The sequence below is a fragment of the Nonomuraea sp. AD125B genome, assembly GCF_041402765.1.
Taxonomy (GTDB): Bacteria; Actinomycetota; Actinomycetes; order Streptosporangiales; family Streptosporangiaceae; genus Nonomuraea; species Nonomuraea bangladeshensis.
The window spans coordinates 50,133-67,447 of record NZ_JBGLOU010000018.1; the positions used below are offsets into that span (position 1 = coordinate 50,133).

At 73.7% G+C, this 17,315-nt stretch carries 18 protein-coding genes; 5 read left to right on the plus strand and 13 right to left on the minus strand.

The annotated features are described in order from the left end of the window. Nucleotides 1–114 precede the first annotated feature (114 nt). On the plus strand, nt 115–1,431 hold the full coding sequence (locus tag ACBR40_RS37760; RefSeq protein ID WP_371251801.1) for a serine hydrolase domain-containing protein: 1,317 nt from the start codon (nt 115–117) through the stop codon (nt 1,429–1,431). A 4-nt stretch (nt 1,432–1,435) separates the two neighbouring features. Here the strand turns inward: ACBR40_RS37760 and menC are convergent, their stop codons facing one another. The 12 genes from menC to ACBR40_RS37820 form a co-directional block, all read right to left on the minus strand. Continuing rightward, nucleotides 1,436–2,536, minus strand: a complete 1,101-nt coding sequence (gene menC, locus ACBR40_RS37765; protein ID WP_371251802.1) for an o-succinylbenzoate synthase — start codon at nt 2,534–2,536, stop codon at nt 1,436–1,438. Continuing rightward, on the minus strand, nt 2,533–3,267 hold the full coding sequence (locus ACBR40_RS37770) for a GNAT family N-acetyltransferase (RefSeq protein ID WP_371251803.1): 735 nt from the start codon (nt 3,265–3,267) through the stop codon (nt 2,533–2,535). The genes menC and ACBR40_RS37770 overlap by 4 nt, the downstream gene beginning before the upstream one ends. Nucleotides 3,268–3,320: 53 nt before the next feature. Continuing rightward, complete coding sequence (locus tag ACBR40_RS37775; RefSeq protein ID WP_329578763.1) at nt 3,321–3,866, minus strand: acyclic terpene utilization AtuA family protein; 546 nt, start codon at nt 3,864–3,866, stop codon at nt 3,321–3,323. 45 nt (nt 3,867–3,911) lie between these two features. Beyond that, a complete protein-coding gene (locus ACBR40_RS37780) occupies nt 3,912–5,498 on the minus strand; it encodes a Na+/H+ antiporter (RefSeq protein ID WP_371251804.1) in 1,587 nt (528 codons plus the stop codon). 46 nt (nt 5,499–5,544) lie between these two features. Next, nucleotides 5,545–6,177: a vitamin K epoxide reductase family protein gene (locus ACBR40_RS37785; protein ID WP_371251805.1), complete on the minus strand. Its 633-nt coding sequence runs from the start codon at nt 6,175–6,177 to the stop codon at nt 5,545–5,547. Then, complete coding sequence (locus ACBR40_RS37790) at nt 6,174–6,926, minus strand: DsbA family protein (RefSeq protein WP_371251806.1); 753 nt, start codon at nt 6,924–6,926, stop codon at nt 6,174–6,176. Before ACBR40_RS37790 ends, ACBR40_RS37785 begins: the two co-directional genes overlap by 4 nt. 98 nt (nt 6,927–7,024) lie before the next feature. After that, nucleotides 7,025–8,017, minus strand: a complete 993-nt coding sequence (locus ACBR40_RS37795; protein WP_371251807.1) for a M24 family metallopeptidase — start codon at nt 8,015–8,017, stop codon at nt 7,025–7,027. Further along, nucleotides 8,014–8,955, minus strand: a complete 942-nt coding sequence (locus tag ACBR40_RS37800; protein ID WP_371251808.1) for an ABC transporter ATP-binding protein — start codon at nt 8,953–8,955, stop codon at nt 8,014–8,016. The genes ACBR40_RS37795 and ACBR40_RS37800 overlap by 4 nt, the downstream gene beginning before the upstream one ends. Then, nucleotides 8,952–9,728, minus strand: a complete 777-nt coding sequence (locus tag ACBR40_RS37805; protein WP_344206045.1) for an ABC transporter ATP-binding protein — start codon at nt 9,726–9,728, stop codon at nt 8,952–8,954. The genes ACBR40_RS37800 and ACBR40_RS37805 overlap by 4 nt, the downstream gene beginning before the upstream one ends. Then, the gene (locus tag ACBR40_RS37810; protein WP_344206046.1) at nt 9,725–10,585 is read right to left on the minus strand and encodes an ABC transporter permease; all 861 of its coding nucleotides are present in this window, start codon (nt 10,583–10,585) and stop codon (nt 9,725–9,727) included. The genes ACBR40_RS37805 and ACBR40_RS37810 overlap by 4 nt, the downstream gene beginning before the upstream one ends. After that, a complete protein-coding gene (locus ACBR40_RS37815; RefSeq protein WP_371251809.1) occupies nt 10,582–11,643 on the minus strand; it encodes an ABC transporter permease in 1,062 nt (353 codons plus the stop codon). Before ACBR40_RS37815 ends, ACBR40_RS37810 begins: the two co-directional genes overlap by 4 nt. Next, the gene (locus ACBR40_RS37820; protein ID WP_371251810.1) at nt 11,644–13,230 is read right to left on the minus strand and encodes an ABC transporter substrate-binding protein; all 1,587 of its coding nucleotides are present in this window, start codon (nt 13,228–13,230) and stop codon (nt 11,644–11,646) included. Nucleotides 13,231–13,341: 111 nt separating this feature from the next. Between ACBR40_RS37820 and ACBR40_RS37825 the strand changes: the two genes are divergently transcribed. Then, nucleotides 13,342–13,983 (plus strand): Lrp/AsnC family transcriptional regulator, encoded by a 642-nt coding sequence (locus ACBR40_RS37825; protein ID WP_371251811.1) that lies wholly within the window; start codon nt 13,342–13,344, stop codon nt 13,981–13,983. A 7-nt stretch (nt 13,984–13,990) separates the two neighbouring features. On the opposite strand, the gene ACBR40_RS37830 is transcribed toward ACBR40_RS37825, so the two are convergent. After that, nucleotides 13,991–14,329: a hypothetical protein gene (locus ACBR40_RS37830; protein WP_344206051.1), complete on the minus strand. Its 339-nt coding sequence runs from the start codon at nt 14,327–14,329 to the stop codon at nt 13,991–13,993. A 224-nt stretch (nt 14,330–14,553) separates the two neighbouring features. On the opposite strand from ACBR40_RS37830, the gene ACBR40_RS37835 reads away from it, so the two are divergent. From ACBR40_RS37835 to ACBR40_RS37845, 3 genes are all read left to right on the plus strand, one after another. Then, entirely contained in the window at nt 14,554–15,321 is a 768-nt protein-coding gene (locus ACBR40_RS37835) for a hypothetical protein (RefSeq protein ID WP_344206052.1), read from the plus strand. Nucleotides 15,322–15,368: 47 nt separating this feature from the next. Beyond that, complete coding sequence (locus tag ACBR40_RS37840) at nt 15,369–16,301, plus strand: hypothetical protein (protein WP_371251812.1); 933 nt, start codon at nt 15,369–15,371, stop codon at nt 16,299–16,301. 106 nt (nt 16,302–16,407) lie between these two features. Then, a complete protein-coding gene (locus ACBR40_RS37845) occupies nt 16,408–17,187 on the plus strand; it encodes a phosphotransferase enzyme family protein (protein WP_371251813.1) in 780 nt (259 codons plus the stop codon). Nucleotides 17,188–17,315: the final 128 nt, after the last annotated feature.

Genomic DNA, 17,315 nt, shown 5'->3' on the forward strand with positions numbered 1-17,315 from the left:
GCAGGCGCCCGGCAGTGCGGGCGTCACGGGGCGAACGTGCGGGAACATGAGGACCATGGTGCGGTGATCAGCACGTGACCGCAACGCATTATTCCCCCGAGGAGAGGACCCCGCGTGGCCGACGTCATGGACCGCAGCAGGCTCGCCGAACTGATCGCCGCGTACGAGGTGCCCGGGTCGGCGCTGGCCTGCCTGCATCGCGGCGAGCTGACCGAGCTCGCGGCCGGCACGCTCAACGCCGCCACCGGCGTCGAGGCGACCCCCGACTCGCTCTTCCAGATCGGCTCGATCACCAAGGTGTGGACCGCGACCCTGCTCATGCTGCAGGCCGAGCGCGGCCGGCTCACCCTGGACACCCCGGTGCGCGAGGTGCTGCCGGACTTCCGGGTGGCCGACGAGGAGGTCAGCGCGGCGGTCACCGTCCGCCACCTGCTCACCCACACCAGCGGCATCGACGGCGACCTGTTCCTCGACACCGGCCGCGGCGACGACTGCGTGGCGAAGTACGTCGCCGCCTGCGCCGACCTGCCTCAGAACCACCCGCTCGGCGCCACCCAGTCCTACTGCAACGCCGGGTTCGTGATCGCCGGCCGGATGCTGGAGCGGCTGACCGGCAAGCGCTGGGACGACCTGGTCAGGGACGAGCTTGCCGAGCCGCTCGGCCTCACCCACACCTGGACGCTGCCCGAGGACGTGCTCCGCTTCCGCGCCGCGACCGGCCACCTCGACGGCGGCGCGCCCGCCCCGCGCTGGGGCCTCATGCGGGCCATGGGCCCGGCCGGGCTCATCTGCGCCCGCCCCGCCGACGTCGTCGCCTTCGCCCGCGCCCACCTGGAGGGCGGCCTGCTCGCCGACCCGGCCGCGATGCGGGAGCCGCAGGTGGACATCCCCAACCCGCACACGCTGGGCCGCCAGTGGGGGATCGGCTGGGTCCTCGACGAGTGGGACGGTCACCGGGTGATCTCCCACGGCGGCAACACGATCGGCCAGCACGCCATGCTCTGGGCCGTCCCCGGCACCGGCACGATCGTGTGCGTCACCGCCAACGGCGGCCACTCCGGCGCGTTCACCCGGGCCGTCGCGACGGAGCTGTTCGCCCAGCTCGACGGCCTCACCGTGCCGCCCGCGCCCGAACCGCCCGCCACGCCGGTCGAGGTGGACGCCGCCCGCCACGCCGGCGTGTACGAGCGGACCGGCCACCGCATGACGGTGACCGTCCGCGACGGCGGCCTGCGGCTGCGCCTGGAGACCACGGGGGAGCTGGCCGACCTGGCCGAGCCCGAGGAGTTCGACCTGGTGGCCGTGGACGAGGCGACGTTCGTCGGCCGGCCGCGCGGCGGCCCCGCCTGGGCGTCCGCCGTCTTCTACGAGCTGCCGGACGGCTCCCCGTACGTGCATTTCGGCGCCCGCGCCACCCCCAGGACGGCCTGAGCGCTCAGCGGGCGATCCACTCGGTGGAGGTGGTGACCTCCTTCAGCACCTCCGGCAGCGGCTCGACGCCGAGCCCCGGCCCGGCAGGCACCTCCAGGTGCCCGTCCACCAGCTCGAACGGCTCGGTCACGTCGGTCGCGAAGTAGCGCCGCGACCCGGAGGTGTCGCCCGGCAGCGTGAAGCCCGGCAGCGCGGCGAGCGCCACGTTCGCCGCCCGGCCGAGGCCGGTCTCCAGCATGCCGCCGCACCACACCGCGACCCCGTGCGCCCGGCACAGGTCGTGCACCCGCCGCGCCTCCAGGTAGCCGCCGAGCCGGCCCGGCTTGATGTTGACGATCGAGCACGAGCCGAGCTCGATCGCGGCGGCGGCGTGCTCGGCCGACTCGATCGACTCGTCCAGGCAGATCGGCGTGCACAGCCGGCGGGCCAGCCTGGCGTGCTGCACGAGGTCGTCGTTGGCGAGGGGCTGCTCGATGAGCAGCAGGTCGAAGGCGTCCAGCTTGGCCAGGCGGGGCGCGTCGGCCAGGGTGTAGGCGGCGTTGGCGTCGACCTGGAGCAGCACGTCGTCGCCGAAGCGCTCGCGCACGGCGCGCACCGGCTCGACGTCCCAGCCGGGCTCGATCTTCAGCTTGATCCGGACATAACCCTCGTCCAGGTAGCCCGCGACGGCGTCGAGCAGCCTCGGGATCGTGTCCATGATGCCGACCGACACCCCGCACGGCACCCGCGTGCGGGACGCGCCGAGGAACCCGGCGAACGACTCGCCCGACGCCCTGAGCTGCGCGTCGAGCACGGCGGTCTCCAGGGCCGCCTTGGCCATGCGGTGCCCCTTGATCGGGTGGAGTGCGCGGCCGACCGTGTTGGCGTCCAGGTTCGCCGGCAGGGCGGGCAGCAGGAAGCGGCGGATCACGTCGGCGGCGCCGTCGACGTACTCGGGGGAGTAGAGCGGGTCGGACATGGCCACGCACTCGCCCCAGCCCTCGGCCTCCGGCGTCACGACCCGCACCAGCAGGACGTCGCGGGAGGTCTCGGTGCCGAACGAGGTACGGAACGGCGCCACCAGCGGCATCGCGATGCGCCGCAGCTCGACTCCAGTGATCTTCACGCTCTCTCCACAACGTAGTAGGTCCTGCCGCGGAACCCGGTCACGGCGCGGCCCTCTGCCATGAGCCCGCCGAGCACCTCGCGCACCGCGTGCCGCCAGGACTTGGCGGCGCCCGGGTCGGCGCCGCGCAGCCGCCCGATGTCGGCCGGCACCGCCACCAGCACCGTATCGGCGTCCGATGACCCGGTGACGGGCCGCCCGCCCTCGTCCGCCAGCGCCACCACCGCGTCCCCCGTGTCACGGGCCGGGGCGGGGGAGTCCTGGACGGGCCACTCGGTCAGCAGCCGGTCGGACTCGTCGCCGCGGTTGATCGCGTCGGTCATGACGCCGTAGAAGTCCGGTAGGTACGCGATCGGCCGCGCCCCCAGCTTGTGTAGGTTGAAGTGGGCGTTGCGGCGTACGAGGGGGTCGTAGGTCCAGGTGACGCGCTCCAGCCCGTGCTCGGCGGCCCAGCGCCGCTGGTGCAGCTTGAGCGCGTGCCCCGCGCCGGGCGCGACCGCGCCCGTGACGTGCGAGTGCAGCGCGGCCCCTTCCGCGAGGAACCCGACCGACGCCCCCACCAGCCGCTCGCCGTCGAACGCGCCGGCGGCGTACCCGCCGGCGTGCGTCAGCGCCCGCATCAGCTCCACCGTGACCGGCGGAGCTCCCGGCCCGAACCGCCAGATGGCCTCGAACAGCGCGTCGACCCGCTCGAACTCCGCGATCTCGCGCAGCTCCCTGACCTCGAACACCCGCAGCCGCCCCTTCCCGCACGGATCAGCCCACCTGGGCTTTCATGGCGACGTTACGCCATGGGCGCGATGCGGACCCGGCGCGGGGCCTCCTGGCTGAGGCGGACCGCGTCGAGCGGCACCGTCACCTGTGGCGTGCGGTAGCGGCCGCCGGCGAAGCGGTCGGCGAGCGCCGCTCGCACCGCCGCTGCCGTCACGTGGCCGTCGAGCGAGCTGCGGCCGTCGCGGCCGATCTCGACCGCGCACGGGCCCGGCTGCGCGGCCAGTGCCAGCCCCGCCACCGCCGCCCCGGCGAGGGCGCCGAGGTCGTCGCCGGTCCAGCCGTAGTGCCACATCCCGGCCGCCATCACCGGCGCGGCCGGGCAGGAGCCCGGCTCGATGAGCACGACGTCCATGCCCCGGAAGAGCTGCCCGGCGATCTCCTCGGCGCCCCGGGCGACCCGGGTGCCCGCGCGCAGCCCGGGGAAGTGCGGCACCTGGCCGCCGACCGAGAAGATGAGCTTGATGCCCGGCTCCGACGGGCCGGGGCCGCTGTCGCGCCACCCGCAGGCGACGAGGTCGGCGGTGCCGGCCGACCTCCAGGTGCCGATGCGCAACATGAAGATTGACTACCCTTCGGAACGGCCGGTGACACACGGTCACGTCTAACGCAGGCTCCACACGTCGAGCCTGCGCAGCACCCGCGACACCACGGCCGGATCGGCGCGCGGGTCGCGGCGGGCCTCCAGCACCTCCTGGCGGGCGGCCGACAACATCTCGTCCTGCACCCGGCGGACCAGCCGGACGCGCTGCGCCCGCGCCTCGTACGCCTCCCGCCGCTCCTCCTCGCCCGCCTCCGGGCTGATCCGCGGCCCGAACCCCAGCATGCGCCGGTTGAGCTGCTCCAGCACGTCCTCGGGAAGGTCCTCGGCCTCGTCGATCTCCCGCAGCCGCCGCTTGGCCGCCTTGGCCGCGGCGCGCGCCAGCCGTTTCTCCAGCTCCCGCTCGGCCGCGGTGTCGGCCTGGACGCCGAGCCGCGACACCAGCCACGGCAGCGTCAGCCCCTGCACGACGAGCGTGACCAGGATGACCGCGAACGAGATGAACACGATCGCCGACCGCTCGGGGAACGGCGAGCCGTCGGCCAGCGTGAGCGGGATGGCCAGCGCGAGCGCCACCGACGCCACCCCGCGCATGCCCGCCCACCACATGACGACGGTCTCGCGCCAGCTGAGCGGGATCTCGCTGTCCTCGTGCCGCCGCCCTTCCGTCTTCTTGGCCACCCAGGCCGCCGGCAGCAGCCACAGCAGCCGGACGAGCACCACGGCCGCGACGACGGCGGCGCTCCAGCCGAGCAGCGGGCCGAGCCGGTCCGCCTCGATGCCGAGCACGGTGTGCAGCTCCAGCCCGATCAGCCCGAACGCCACACCCGTGACCAGCGTCTCCACGACCTGCCAGAACGTACGGGCGGCGAACCTGCCCATCACGTCGTCGGCGTCGACGGTCCGGTCGGCGAGGAAGAAGGCGCTGGTCAGCACGGCCAGCACGCCGGAGCCGTGCAGCTCGTCGGCCAGCGCGTAACTGATGAACGGCACCAGCAGCGACAGCCCCACCTGCAGCGTGGCGTCGCCGAGCAGGTCCATCAGCTTCGAGCTCAGCCAGCCGAGCCCGAGCCCCACCAGCACGGCCACCACCGCCGACAGCGCGAACTCCGCCAGCGCCCCCGGCCAGGAGAAGGTGCCGGTCACGGCGGCCGCGATCGCCACGTGGTAGAGCACGATGGCGGTCACGTCGTTGAACAGGCCCTCGCCCTCCAGCAGCGCCACCATGCGCCGGGGCAGCCCGAGCCGGCCGGCCACCGCCGTCGCGGCGACCGGGTCGGGCGGCGCGACCAGCGCCCCGAGCGCCACGGCCGCGGCCAGCGGCAGGCCGGGCACGAGGGCGTGCGCGACCGCCGCCACCACCGCCGTCGTCACGAACACCAGTGCCACGGCCAGCAGGAAGATCGGCCGCCACTGGGCCGCGAACTGCCGCCACGACGTGCCCCGCGAAGCCGCGTACAGCAGCGGCGGCAGCAGCAGGGGCAGGACGATGCCGGGCGGCACGTTCACGTTGGGCACGAAGGGCAGGATCGCCATGAGGATGCCGAGCAGGGTCATCAGCACGGGGGCGGGCAGCCCCAGCCGGTCGCCGAGCGGGACGGTGATCAGCGCGCCCAGCAGCACCAGCATGAGCAGCACGAACTGGTCCACCGCCACCCCCATGTGATCGACCGCGAACCAGCGTAGCCGAGGCGGGTCAGGCGAACAGGGCGGGCCCGTACCTCAGCACGATCAGCAGCGTCAGCGCGAGGAGCCAGATCGTCACGGCCAGCGCGTCGAGGTCGGCGGCGACGGCCCGGCGCAGCGCCCCCTGCGCGCGGCGGGGCAGGTACAGGTTGCCGTCGCGGATGTTCACGTGCGTCAGCGTGGACCACACGAGCGTCGTCGAGACGGTCACCAGCAGGCACCACGGGCACAGCGCGCCGATGACGTACATCGACTGCGACAGCAGCCAGTACGCGAACACCAGCCCGAGCGTGTAGACCACCTGCGCCGCGCACATGAACCAGCGCGGGAAGCGCGCCCCGCCGAGCGCGGCCGTCGCGATCGTGATGACGACCGGCTCGCAGACCAGCCCGAGGAAGGCGTTGGGGAAGCCGAACAGGTGGGCCTGCCACGAGCTGCCGACCGTGCCACAGCTCACCACGCTGTTGATGTCGCAGGACAGGTCGGCGGCCGGGTCGGCGGCCAGCCGCAGCGCGTCCACCGACAGCACGAACGACGCGGTCAGGCTGAGGCACGCCGACAGGAGCATGGTGCCGTAGAGCCAGCCGTTCGAGTGCCGCAACGCGTGCAGCCGGGGGAGCACGCCGATCGTGGGGCTGGTCACCGGGCCGCCGCCGTCAGCGCCTCGTTGAGGGGTCCGGCGGTGTAAAGATCGCCCTGGAACGCCTTCCCGTCGATCCGGACGGCCGGCGTGCCGGTGACGCCCGACGCGAACGCCGCCCGCGTCGCGGAGGCCGCCCACGCCTCGAAGGTCCGCTGCCCGAAGGCGGTCACCACGTCCGCGGGCACCCCGGCCCCGCGCGCCAGCTCGGCGATCCGCTCGTCGGTGAGCCCCTCGCCGCCCTCGGCCGGCTGGTACGCGAACAGGGCCGCGCTGAACGCCAGGACCTTCTCCGGCGCGCGGTCGGCGACCGTGGCGACGGCGTTCGCGGCCCGCGTGGAGTAGCGGGTGCCGCTGCTCGCCTGGTCGAGGAAGGCCAGCGGGTGCAGCTCCAGCCGTACGGCGCCGGCCTCGACCAGCCGCGCCACCTCGGCGCCGTTGGCCGTCTCGAAGCGCCCGCAGAACGGGCACATGTAGTCGAGGTAGACCTCCAGTTTCACCGGCGCGTCGGCGCGGCCGAGCGCGAGCGCGCCGCCCGTCGTCGCGATGGCAGGGGCCGGGCCGGACCCCGCGGCGGGGGAGGACGTGCTCCCCGCCGCGTTCACGAGGGCGATCACGATCGCCACCACCAGTCCAGCGATGATCAGACCGCCGCCGATCGCGACCAGGTGGATCCGTCTCCTCCTGCGCCGCCCGGCGGCGGCGCGGGCCTCGCGCAGCTCGCGCGACCTGCTCCGTGCCTCGGTGCTCATGGCTGCCAGCCTCGGGCATCGGGGCGGGCGCGCACCTGGGCCGAAGGGTCCCGATCTTGAGGCCGTTGGTCCCGGATCGGGCGATCCGCGCTACCCCGTCACCGGTCGAGCACCTGGAGCGGCGGCGGCCCGCCGCTCAGCACCAGCGGCCCGGAGTCCGTACACGCCACGACGTCCGCCACCCGGGCGCCGAACAGGTCGGGCACGTAGATCGCCGGCTCCAGACAGAGCGTCATGCCGGCCGCGAGCGGCGTGTCCTCGCCCAGCCACGGCCCCTCCTCGGGGCCGAGGCCGACGCCGCGCCCGGCGTGCGCGGCGGCGAAGCGGCCGTAGCCGCTGGCGTCGATGACCTCGCCGACGGCCCGGGCGACGGCGCGGGCGGGCGCGGGCGGCCCGGCCGCCGCCAGCCCGGCCCGGTGGGCGGCCACCACCACCGTGTACATGGCCTCGAAGTCCTCCGGCGGCTCGGCGACCGCGAACACCCGCGCGACCTCCGCGCAGTAGCCGCCCCACCGGCCGCACACCGACACCGCCAGCGCGTCCCCGGGGTTGATGACCCGGCCGCCCGGCAGATGCGCGGGCCTGGCCGTGTGCTCGCCGGCCGCCACGCGCAGCGCCAGCACCTCCTCGCAGCCCGACTCCAGCGCCAGCAGCCGCAGCCGGGCGGCCATCGCCCGCTCGGTCGCGCCGAACCAGGCCAGCTCGCGCGCCTGCCGCAGCACCTCCTCGGCCCGCAGCGCCGCCCGCTCGACGGCGGCCACCTCGTGCGGCTCCTTGCGCAGCCGCAGCGGCGCGAGCACCGCCGACGCGGGCACCAGCTCGGCCTCGATCGTCATGCCGAACAGCTCGCGCACCCGCATCTCCGGGTCCACCCCGACCCGCCGCGCGCCCGGGGGCACCAGCGCGGCCGGGTCGCCGGTCTCGACGGCCGCGTCCCCCGTCACGACGAGGAAACCGGCACCGTCCCGGCCGCCGAGGAAGCGGAAGTCCGGCGAGGGCCGCAGCACTAAGGCGTCCACCCCGGCAGCTGCCATCGCGGCGCGGGCGGCGGCCAGCCTGGCCGCCCGCCCGGCCTCCGGCAGCGGCGTCACTTCGGCTCGTGCAGCCAGCAGGCGACCGGCCCGAACGCCGGGTCCTCCTCCCGGCACCGGTCCATGACCAGCGGGCAGCGCGGATGGAAGCGGCATCCCGCGGGCGGCGCGGCCGGGTCCGGCACGTCGCCGGGCAGCTCCGCGGGCAGCACGCCCATCCCGTCGGGATGCGGGATGGCCGCCAGCAGCGCCTTCGTGTACGGGTGCCGCGGCTCGGCCCACACCTCCTCGGTGCGTCCGATCTCGACGATCCGCCCCAGGTACATGACGGCCACCCGGTCGGCGATCAGCCGCACCACGGACAGGTCGTGGCTGATGAACAGCAGCCCCGCGCCCGACTCCACGGCGAGGTCGCGCATGAGCCTGGCCACCTGCGCCTGCGCGGAGGCGTCCAGCGCCGAGATGGGCTCGTCGCCGATCAGCAGCCGCGGCCGGGCGGCCAGCGCCCGCGCGATCGCCACCCGCTGCCGCTGCCCGCCGGAGAACTCGTGCGGGTGCCGGCTCGCGAACTCGCGCGGCAGCCCCACCCGTTCCAGCAGGTCGGCGGGGGAGGTGGTGGTGTCGCCCGCGGTCCGCAGCCCGTCGGCGATCTGGTCGCCGACCCGGCGCCGCGGGTTCAGCGACGTGTACGGATCCTGGAACACCATCTGCACGCTGGTGTGCCGCCGCCGGCGCAGCCCGAGCGGCGTGACCGGCTCACCTTCGAAGGTGATCGACCCGCCGCTGACCGGGCCGAGCCCGCACACCGCCCGCGCCAGCGTGGACTTGCCGCACCCGGACTCGCCGACCAGCCCCACGACCTCGCCGGGGCCGACCCGCAGGCTCGCGCCCGCCACGGCACGCACCGGAGGCCGGCCGGAGGTGCGGTGCTCGACGACCAGGTCGTCCACCGTCAGCAGGGGAGCTGTCGTGGGCGCAGTCGTGGGCTGGGGGGTCATCGCACCTCCGCGTCGGGCAGGGACTCCAGCAGGGACCGGGTGTAGGGGTGCTCCGGCCTGCGCAGCACCCGGACCCGCGGCCCGGACTCCACGACCAGGCCGTCCTTCATCACGCTCACCTCGTCGGCGACCGCCGACATGACGCCGAGGTCGTGGGTGACCAGCAGCACCGCGAGGCCCAGCTCGTCGCACAGGCCGCGCAGCAGGCGCAGCACGCCGGCCTGCACGGTCACGTCGAGCGCGGTCGTCGGCTCGTCGGCGATCAGCACCTTCGGCGAGCAGGCCAGCGCCACGGCGATGGCGATGCGCTGCCGCATGCCGCCGGAGAACTGGTGGGGATAGCGCCGGTAGGCCTCCTCGGCGCCCGGGATGCGGACCTTGCCGAGCAGCTCCACGGCCCGCGCCCGCGCCTCGGCCTTGCCGAGCCCGAGGTGGTGGCGCATGTGCTCGGTGAGCTGCCGGCCGACGGTCAGCATGGGGTGCAGGCTGGTGGCCGGGTCCTGGAAGACCATGGCCACCTCGCCGCCGCGTACCTTGTTGAGCTCCTTGGGCGGCAGCGTCAGCAGGTCGCGCCCGCCGAGCCGGATCGCCCCGGTGGCGCGCGAGCCGTGCGGCAGCAGCCCCAGCACCGCGAGGCCCGTCATGGTCTTGCCCGACCCGCTCTCGCCGGCCAGGCCGTGCACCTTGCCGGGCTCCAGCCGCAGGTCCACGCCGCGCAGCACGTCCCGCCCGCCGATCGTCACCTTGAGCCCGGCGATGTCGAGTGCCGTCACAGCGCACGCTCCTTGATCGCACGGGCGGTACGCGGGTCGAGCGCGTCACGCAGGGTGTCGCCGAGGAAGTTGAACGCCAGCACCACCGTCAGGATCGCGAGTCCGGGGAACGTCGCCACCCACCAGCTGTCGAACACCTCGACGCCGGAGGCCACCATCGCCCCCCACTCCGGGGACGGCGGCTTGGCCCCGAGCCCCAGGAACGACAGGCCCGACAGCAGCAGCAGCGCCGTGCCGATGTCCAGGGTGGCCAGCACCAGCACGGGGCCGGTGATGTTCGGCAGCACGTCCACCCGCAGCGAGCGCCACACCGAGAAGCCCAGCAGCCGCCCGCTCAGCACGAACTCCCGCTCGCGGATCCCCAGCACCAGCCCGCGCGTGACGCGGGCGTAGGAGGGCCAGGCGACGACCAGCACCGCCAGCACCGCGTTGGCGAGGCTCGCGCCGAGCGCGGCCGCCACCACCATGGCGAGGATCACCGTCGGGAACGCGAACACGAGGTCCGCCACCCGCATGATCGTCTCGTCGGCCCAGCGGCCGAAGTAGCCCGCGCAGGCGCCCAGCAGGCCGCCGATCGCCACCGACAGCACCACCAGCAGCAGCGTCAGCGGGATCGACACCCGCGCGCCGTAGAGGACGCGGCTGAGGATGTCGCGGCCGAGCTGGTCGGTGCCGAACCAGTGCCCGGGTCCCGGCGGGGCCAGCCTGGGCAGGTCCTGGGCGAGCGGGTCGTGCGGGGCCAGCAGCGGCGCGGCCAGCACCACGACCAGCCAGATCGCGGCCAGCACCGCGCCGCTGACGGCCAGCGGCTGCCGCCACGCCTCGGGCAGCCTCGCGAGGAGGCTCGCGCGTCTCATTGCAACCTCACTCGGGGGTCGATGACGCCGTACAGGACGTCCACGACCAGGTTGATGGCCAGGTAGACGACGCCCACGACCAGGCCGACGCCCATGACGGCGGGCAGGTCGAGGGTGGTCGCGCTCTTGTACGCGTACTGGCCGATGCCGGGCCAGGCGAAGATCGCCTCGACCAGCACCGTGCCGGACAGCAGGGAGCCGAAGGCGAGGCCCGCCACCGTGATGATCGGCACCAGGGCCGAGCGCAGCACGTAACGGAAGAGGATCACCCGGCCGGGCAGGCCCTTCGCGCGGGCGGCCCGCACGTAGTCCTGTCCCAGCACCTCCAGCACCGCCGAGCGGGTGAAGCGGGTGAGCAGGCCGATCGTGTAGAGCGCCAGCACCAGGGCGGGGGTGACCAGGTGCCCGGCGGCGGAGGCGAAGATGTCCCACCGGCCGGCGAGCAGCGCGTCCACCGTCTGCAGCCCGGTCACCGGCGGGGCCGAGCCGAGCGCCACGTCCACCCGGCCGCTGCCGGGGGTGATCTGCAGGCGGTAGAAGAACACGTAGAACGCCATCAGCGCCAGCCAGAACGTCGGCACCGAGATGCCGATGAGGCTGACCACGCGCAGCGTGTGGTCGGCGAGGCGGTCCCTGCGCAGCGCGGCGACCACGCCGAAGGCCACGCCCAGCACCAGCGACACCAGGATCGCCGCGCCGGCCAGCTCCAGCGTCGCCGGCACGAACTCGGCGAGGTCGGCGGCGACCGGCCGGTGGCTCTGCTGGCTGGTGCCGAAGTCGCCGTGCAGCAGGCCCTGCAGGTGCAGGAGGTACTGCTGCCAGAGCGGCTTGTCCAGGCCGTGCTCGGCCCGCCACTGCGCCACGATGGCCGGGTCGCCGAGCGCCCGCTGGCCCAGGTTGGCCGCCACGGGGTCGCCGGGCACCAGGTTCGTCAGCACGAACGTGATGAGCGTGATGCCCCAGGCCATGAGCACGGCGAGCAGCACCCGGCGCACGAGGAACCGGGCGAGCGGGGGCACCCGCCGCCCGGTCCGCTCGCGCGTCGCGTCCGGCTTCATCTACTTCGCGCCGAGGTCGGCGACGTCGACCGTCCACACCGGGTGGTACTCCAGCCCGGTCACCGACGCGGCGGTCACGATGTTCTGGCTCGCCTGGATGAGCGGGACGAACGGGCCGGCCGCGTTGAGCTTGTTCTGCATGTCGGCGTAGGCGCTCTTGCGGGCCTCGTCGCCGACCGCCTCGGCGGCCTTCACGCCGGCGGCCTCGATCTCCTTGGCCGTGCCTTCCTTCCAGCCGGCGCGCAGGCCGACCGTCTTGCCGGGCAGGAAGGCGAGGTAGTCGCTCGGGTCCGGGTAGTCAGGGCCCCAGTACCACAGGCCCATCTCCTCCTTGCCGTTGCGGTAGTTGTCGAGCGCGGTCGTCACCGGCGCGGGCTGCAGGTCCACCGTGATGCCGACCTCCTTGAGGTTGGCCTGGATGCGCTCGGCGAGCGGCTGGAACGACAGGCCGTTCACGGTCAGCTCGCTCGGGTACTCCAGCTTCACCGTGGGGTTCGACAGGCCGCTCGCGGCGAGCGCCGCCTTGGCGCCCTCGACGTCCCGCTTGGGGGCCTGCTCCGGCGGCAGCGCGCCGAGCAGCTGTGACGGGATGATGCCCGGCGCCTGCGTGGCGCCCTCGCCGGCCAGCTCCAGCAGGCCCGCGTAGTCGACGCCCTTGCGCACGGCCTCGACGAACTTGGGGTTCGGCGTGGTCTTGCTGATCGAGGAGTCCTGGTTGGCCAGCAGGAACAGCACGTTCGCCGAGGCGGTCTTCTTCACCTGCAGCGTCGAGGGCATGCCGGTGACCTGGTCGCCGGACAGGTTGAGCGCGATCTGGCTGTCGCCGCGCTGGACGTTCAGCTTCTGCGTGGAGGCCTCGACGTTGCGCAGCACGACCTTGTCGTAGGTCGGCTTGGTCCCGTAGTACTTGGGGTTCGCCTTGAGCGTGACCTGGCTGCTGACGTTGAACGACTCGATCGTGTACGGGCCCGACCCGGCGGAGCTGGAGTTCAGCCACTGCTCGGCCTTGTCCTGGGCGTCCGCGGTCGCGCCGTGCTCCTTGGCGAGCTTGCTGTTGAGGATGCCGAGCGCCGGGTTCGGCAGGATGTACGGCAGCGCCGGATTAGCCGCCTTCGACGTCAGCGTGATCGTCGTGTCGTCGGTCTTGGCCACCTCGACGCCGTCCAGCAGGAACGACGGGGTGCCCTTCATGTCACGCACGCGGGTCAGCGAGAACACCACGTCGTCGGCGGTGACCGGCGAGCCGTCGGCGAAGGTCGAGCCCTGCTTGAGCTTCAGGGTCAGCGTCTTGCCGTCCTCGCTCAGCTCGTACGACTCGGCGAGCGCGGGCACCGGCTTGGTCACGTCGGCGCCGTCGAAGGTGAGCAGCGTCTCGTAGACGGCCTTGCCGACGATCAGGCCGGTCGGCTCGTACGTGCGGCCGGGGTCGGCGGTCTTCAGGTCGAAGGACGTGTCGATGACGAGCGTCTTGCCGCCGCCACCGCCGCCGTCCGCGGGGGCCTGCGACGACGTGCCGCCGCTACCGCAGGCGGCGAGGGTCAGCGCACCGGCGAGCAGCACGGCCGCCTTCTGCGAGCGGGTCGCCATGGAGGTCCTCCAAGATCTGGACGTTCAGTTGGGAGATGCCGAGGATTGTGCGGCAGATCGTCCAGGTACTGTGCGGTCGCTGAGACGTATATAAAGGTCAGTGAGGTAATGATGAGTGAAATTTCCAGAAATGGGCACAGCGGGAGCGGTCAGCCTGGACGGATCGGCATCGGTCTCGAGCTGGACGACATCCATTTGAAGATCCTTGAGATCCTGCGGGAGAACGGCAGGATCTCGGTCGCGGCGCTGGCCGAACGGGTGGGCATCTCCCGGGCCAACGCCTACACGCGCTTCGAGGCGCTGCGCGCGGACGGCGCGATCAAGCGCTTCACCGCGGAGATCGACCACGGGCGCGCCGGGCTCGGCATCACCGCCCTGATCTTCGTGACCGTACGCCAGCAGATGTGGAAGCAGTTCCGGGCCGAGCTGGCCCGGATGCCCGAGGTCGAATACTGCGCCATCACCACCGGCCAGCACGACGCCATGATCCAGGTGAGGGTGGCGGACGTCGCGGCCGTGCACACCATGGTCACCGACCGGCTGGCCAACATCCCGGCGGTCAAGGCCACCGAGACGGTGTTCATCCTGGACGAGGTGCTGCGGCGGCCGTACGTGCTGCCCGGCGACGGACGCCAGGCCGCCCGGCAGGCACGCCGCCCGGCCCCCTCGGAGGAGCGGGACGACGTGCCGCTCGGCAAGATGCGCTTCGTCGGCGCCGCCGAGGGCCGGGCCGCCCTGCGCAAGGACGACTGAGCGTCTCCTAGCCGGCGAGTTCCCTGCACACGCTCACGTGCGGCGTGTCGTCGCCGTCGAAGCTGAACTCCTCCACCAGGCGCAGCAGCCCGTCCTCGCCGGTCTCCAGGCGGCTGCTGCTCCGGCCGGCGGCCGTGCCGCCCGCCTTCAACGCGTGTACGTACGAGATCTGCACGTTCTCGCCCTCACGCGTGCCCACGAAGCGCCCCTGGATGACGGTGTCGCCCGTGTAGCTGCCCCACACCAGCCCGTCGGACTCCCAGTAGTGGAACTCCGTCGGGCTGTCCGGGTCCACCGCGCTCGCGGTCGAGCTCACCATCACGAATTTACGGTCGTTGAGATTCACGGACCCATGGTCCACACATTTCCGGGACATCACCGCGCCGCTGGACGAATGGTCAGCGCCTCCGGTCATGCCGGCCAATCCGTCCAGTGGCGGGGCCGCCCCCGGCTCGCACCGACTCACGTTCGCACGCATTGCCACGGCTTTACCTTTCCGGGCCTCACGCCATCATTGCACGGTGTGATAGTAATGTGACACTGCGTATCCGGAGTTCTTCGGGAGATCATATGGTGGCGTACGCGCTCTCGATCCTCGCGGCGGGCGGTGTGGTGGTCCTCGCCGCGCTGCTGTTCCGCAAGGTCCGCCGGGCGGAGGACGACCGAGATCCCGGCGGCCCCTCCGCCGGTCACGCCGGATCGATGCTGTCGGCCCTGTTCCTGCTGGTGTTCGCCATCGCGATCATCGTGCCGTGGACCACCGCCGACGCCGCCCGGCAGAACACCCACGCCGAGAGCCAGGCCGCGATCAACGCCTACTGGGCCGCCGCCGCCCTGCCTCCCGACGACGCCCGCCAGGTCCGCTCCGCCCTGCGCGACTACATCACCTTCGTGGTCCGCGACGAGTGGCCCCTCATGGCCCAGGGCCACATGGACCCGGTCGGCGCCGCCCGGATGGACGCCCTGCGCGGCCGCGTCAGCGCACTCAAGGTCAGCGGCACCGCACAGGAGGACGCCAAGACCGACCTGCTCGCCAACCTCGGCGCCGTCTCCGGCGCGCGGGCCCAGCGCGCCGCCGACGCCGCCGCCACGCCGCCCGACGGCCTGCTGTTCCTGACCATCCTCACGGGGCTCGTGGTGCTCGTCTTCCCCTTCATGGCCGGGGCCCGGCCGCGCGGGCTCACCCTGCTGCCGTTGCTCGCCATGGGCGGCCTGCTCGGCTTCGGCGTCTACCTGACCTGGGACATCTCCCACGCCTTCGACGGCCCGCTCGCGGTGGGGCCGGAGCCTTTCCAGGCGGCGCTGCAGGAGTTCGCCCGGATAGGCGGGAGCATGTGAGTACTGACGATGGGCACGGCGTCGCGTCCCCGGACGAGGGGGGCCCGGTGGGGGGTGGGTACCGCGTCGCGTCGTTGACGCTGCTCGCCGTCGCGCTGCTCGGCGCCGCGGTCGCGGGCCCCGTGGTCGCCGACGAGGCGCGCTCCGGGGCGGCGCTCGCCGCCTACTCTCAGGTCTCGGCGCACCCGCCTGAGCTGCCAGGCGGGCAGGCCCCGGGTGTGGGCCCGATGCACGCCGCCGGGGCGGCAGACGCCGGGGTGCAGGCGAGGAAGGTCCATGTCCGAGCTACGGCACCCGGCAACCGGGACGGCAAGGTCCCGGTCGGCGGCTCCGTGCCCGGTGTCCGGGGCGGCAAGATCCCGGTCGGCGGCGCCGTGCCGGGTGGGCGCGGCGGCAAGGTCCCGGTCGGCGGTGCGGTGCCGGGGCCGCGGGGCCGCAAACTGCCTCGCGCCGGGGCGATGCCGCAGGTGAGGACGGGCAAGGTGCCCGACGGGAGATCCGTGCCCGGGGTGCGGGCGGGGAAGGTCCCGACGGGTGCGGCCGTGCGGGCCGGCAAGGTGTCGCGGGACGGGTCGGTGGCGGGGGTGCGGGTCGGCCAGGCGCCGGTTCCGCACGTGTCGATCGCCGGCCGGCCGCCGGGCGGGCGCCTCATCCCCAAGGTCACCGTGCCGGGGATGACGATCTACCCCAGGGCCGTGTGCGAGGGCAGCGTGCAGGTGGGGCAGTGCTCCCAGCGCGGCACGCTCCCTTCCACGCCCCGCCCGCCGGGCGCGCCGCCCGTCGTCCCGGCCCGCGCGTCGCTCCCGCCCACGCCGACCCCGGAACCGACCCCGAGTCTCACCCCGCCGGCTCGCGTCAGGCAGGCCGCGGCCCCGCCGCAGGCCCGCCGCAAGAACCCGCTGGGCTCTGTCCTGGTCATGGTGGTCCTGGTCACCACGATCGCCTCCACCACCGCCGTGGCCTTCGGCGCCCGCCGCTGACCCCGCCGCTGACCCCGCCGCCGCCCTCGCCGGTGGTGGCTCATGGCCGGCGCATGGCACACTGGCCGACGCGCTGACGTCGGTACGCGCGGGCGGGGGAGAGGCCGTGGAGGAGCTGCTCGGGGGAAGCGTCAACCGGGTCGTCAGGGCCGGCGACACCGTACGCCGTCTGACCGGCCCCTGGACGCCGGCCGTGCACGCCCTGCTCGCCCACCTGGCCGAGCGCGGCTTCACGGGCGCGCCCCGCGCCCACGGCGTCGACGAGCGGGGGCGGGAGATCCTCGACCACGTGCCCGGCGAGGTCCCCGACTACCCGCTGCCCGCGTGGGCGCTGGCGGACGACGTGCTGGCGGGCGTCGCCAGGCTGCTGCGCGACTTCCACGACGCGACCGCCGGCTTCCCCGCGGATCCGGGACTGACGTGGTACTTCCCGGCCGTGAGCCCTGCTGAGGTCATCTGTCACGGCGACGTGGCCCCGTACAACTGCGTGTTCAGGGACGGGCGGCCGGTGGCGTTCATCGACTTCGACACCGCGCATCCTGGTCCGCGGGTCTGGGACGTGGCCTATGCCGCCTACCGTTTCGTCCCGCTCTCCGATCCCCTCCAGCTGGACGGGCCCCCGGTTGACGGCCAGGCGCGCAGGCTGCGGCTGTTCGCGGACGCGTACGGGCTGGATCCCGCCGGGCGTGAGGCGCTCATCGACACCGCGCGGGCCCGGCTCGCGCACCTCGTCCGGCACATGCGCGAGCAGGCCGCGGCCGGGCATCCCGGGTTCGCGAGCCACCTCGAACGCGGCGACGACCGCTTCTACCTGACCGACGACGAGCACCTCGCCCGGCACCGCGACGCCTTCCGCCGGGCGTTGGGCGCTCCACCCCCGCGCTAGGGGTACCCGTAATCGTCATAAAGTGCATACCGCCGCGCGTGATCCTCTACCATCACACCTCGGACAGAGGGCCCGGCCCTGTGGTTCGGGAGAAGGAGAAGTGTGGCGGCTGAGTCCCCCGCTCCGCG

Coding starts and splice junctions, on each gene's coding strand:
- ACBR40_RS37775 (WP_329578763.1), bottom strand. CDS start 3,866: ATGTTGCGCATCGGCACCTGGAGGTCGGCCGGCACCGCCGACCTCGTC.
- ACBR40_RS37790 (WP_371251806.1), bottom strand. CDS start 6,926: ATGAGCACCGAGGCACGGAGCAGGTCGCGCGAGCTGCGCGAGGCCCGC.
- ACBR40_RS37800 (WP_371251808.1), bottom strand. CDS start 8,955: ATGACCCCCCAGCCCACGACTGCGCCCACGACAGCTCCCCTGCTGACG.
- ACBR40_RS37810 (WP_344206046.1), bottom strand. CDS start 10,585: ATGAGACGCGCGAGCCTCCTCGCGAGGCTGCCCGAGGCGTGGCGGCAG.
- ACBR40_RS37815 (WP_371251809.1), bottom strand. CDS start 11,643: ATGAAGCCGGACGCGACGCGCGAGCGGACCGGGCGGCGGGTGCCCCCG.
- ACBR40_RS37820 (WP_371251810.1), bottom strand. CDS start 13,230: ATGGCGACCCGCTCGCAGAAGGCGGCCGTGCTGCTCGCCGGTGCGCTG.
- ACBR40_RS37825 (WP_371251811.1), top strand. CDS start 13,342: ATGAGTGAAATTTCCAGAAATGGGCACAGCGGGAGCGGTCAGCCTGGA.
- ACBR40_RS37835 (WP_344206052.1), top strand. CDS start 14,554: ATGGTGGCGTACGCGCTCTCGATCCTCGCGGCGGGCGGTGTGGTGGTC.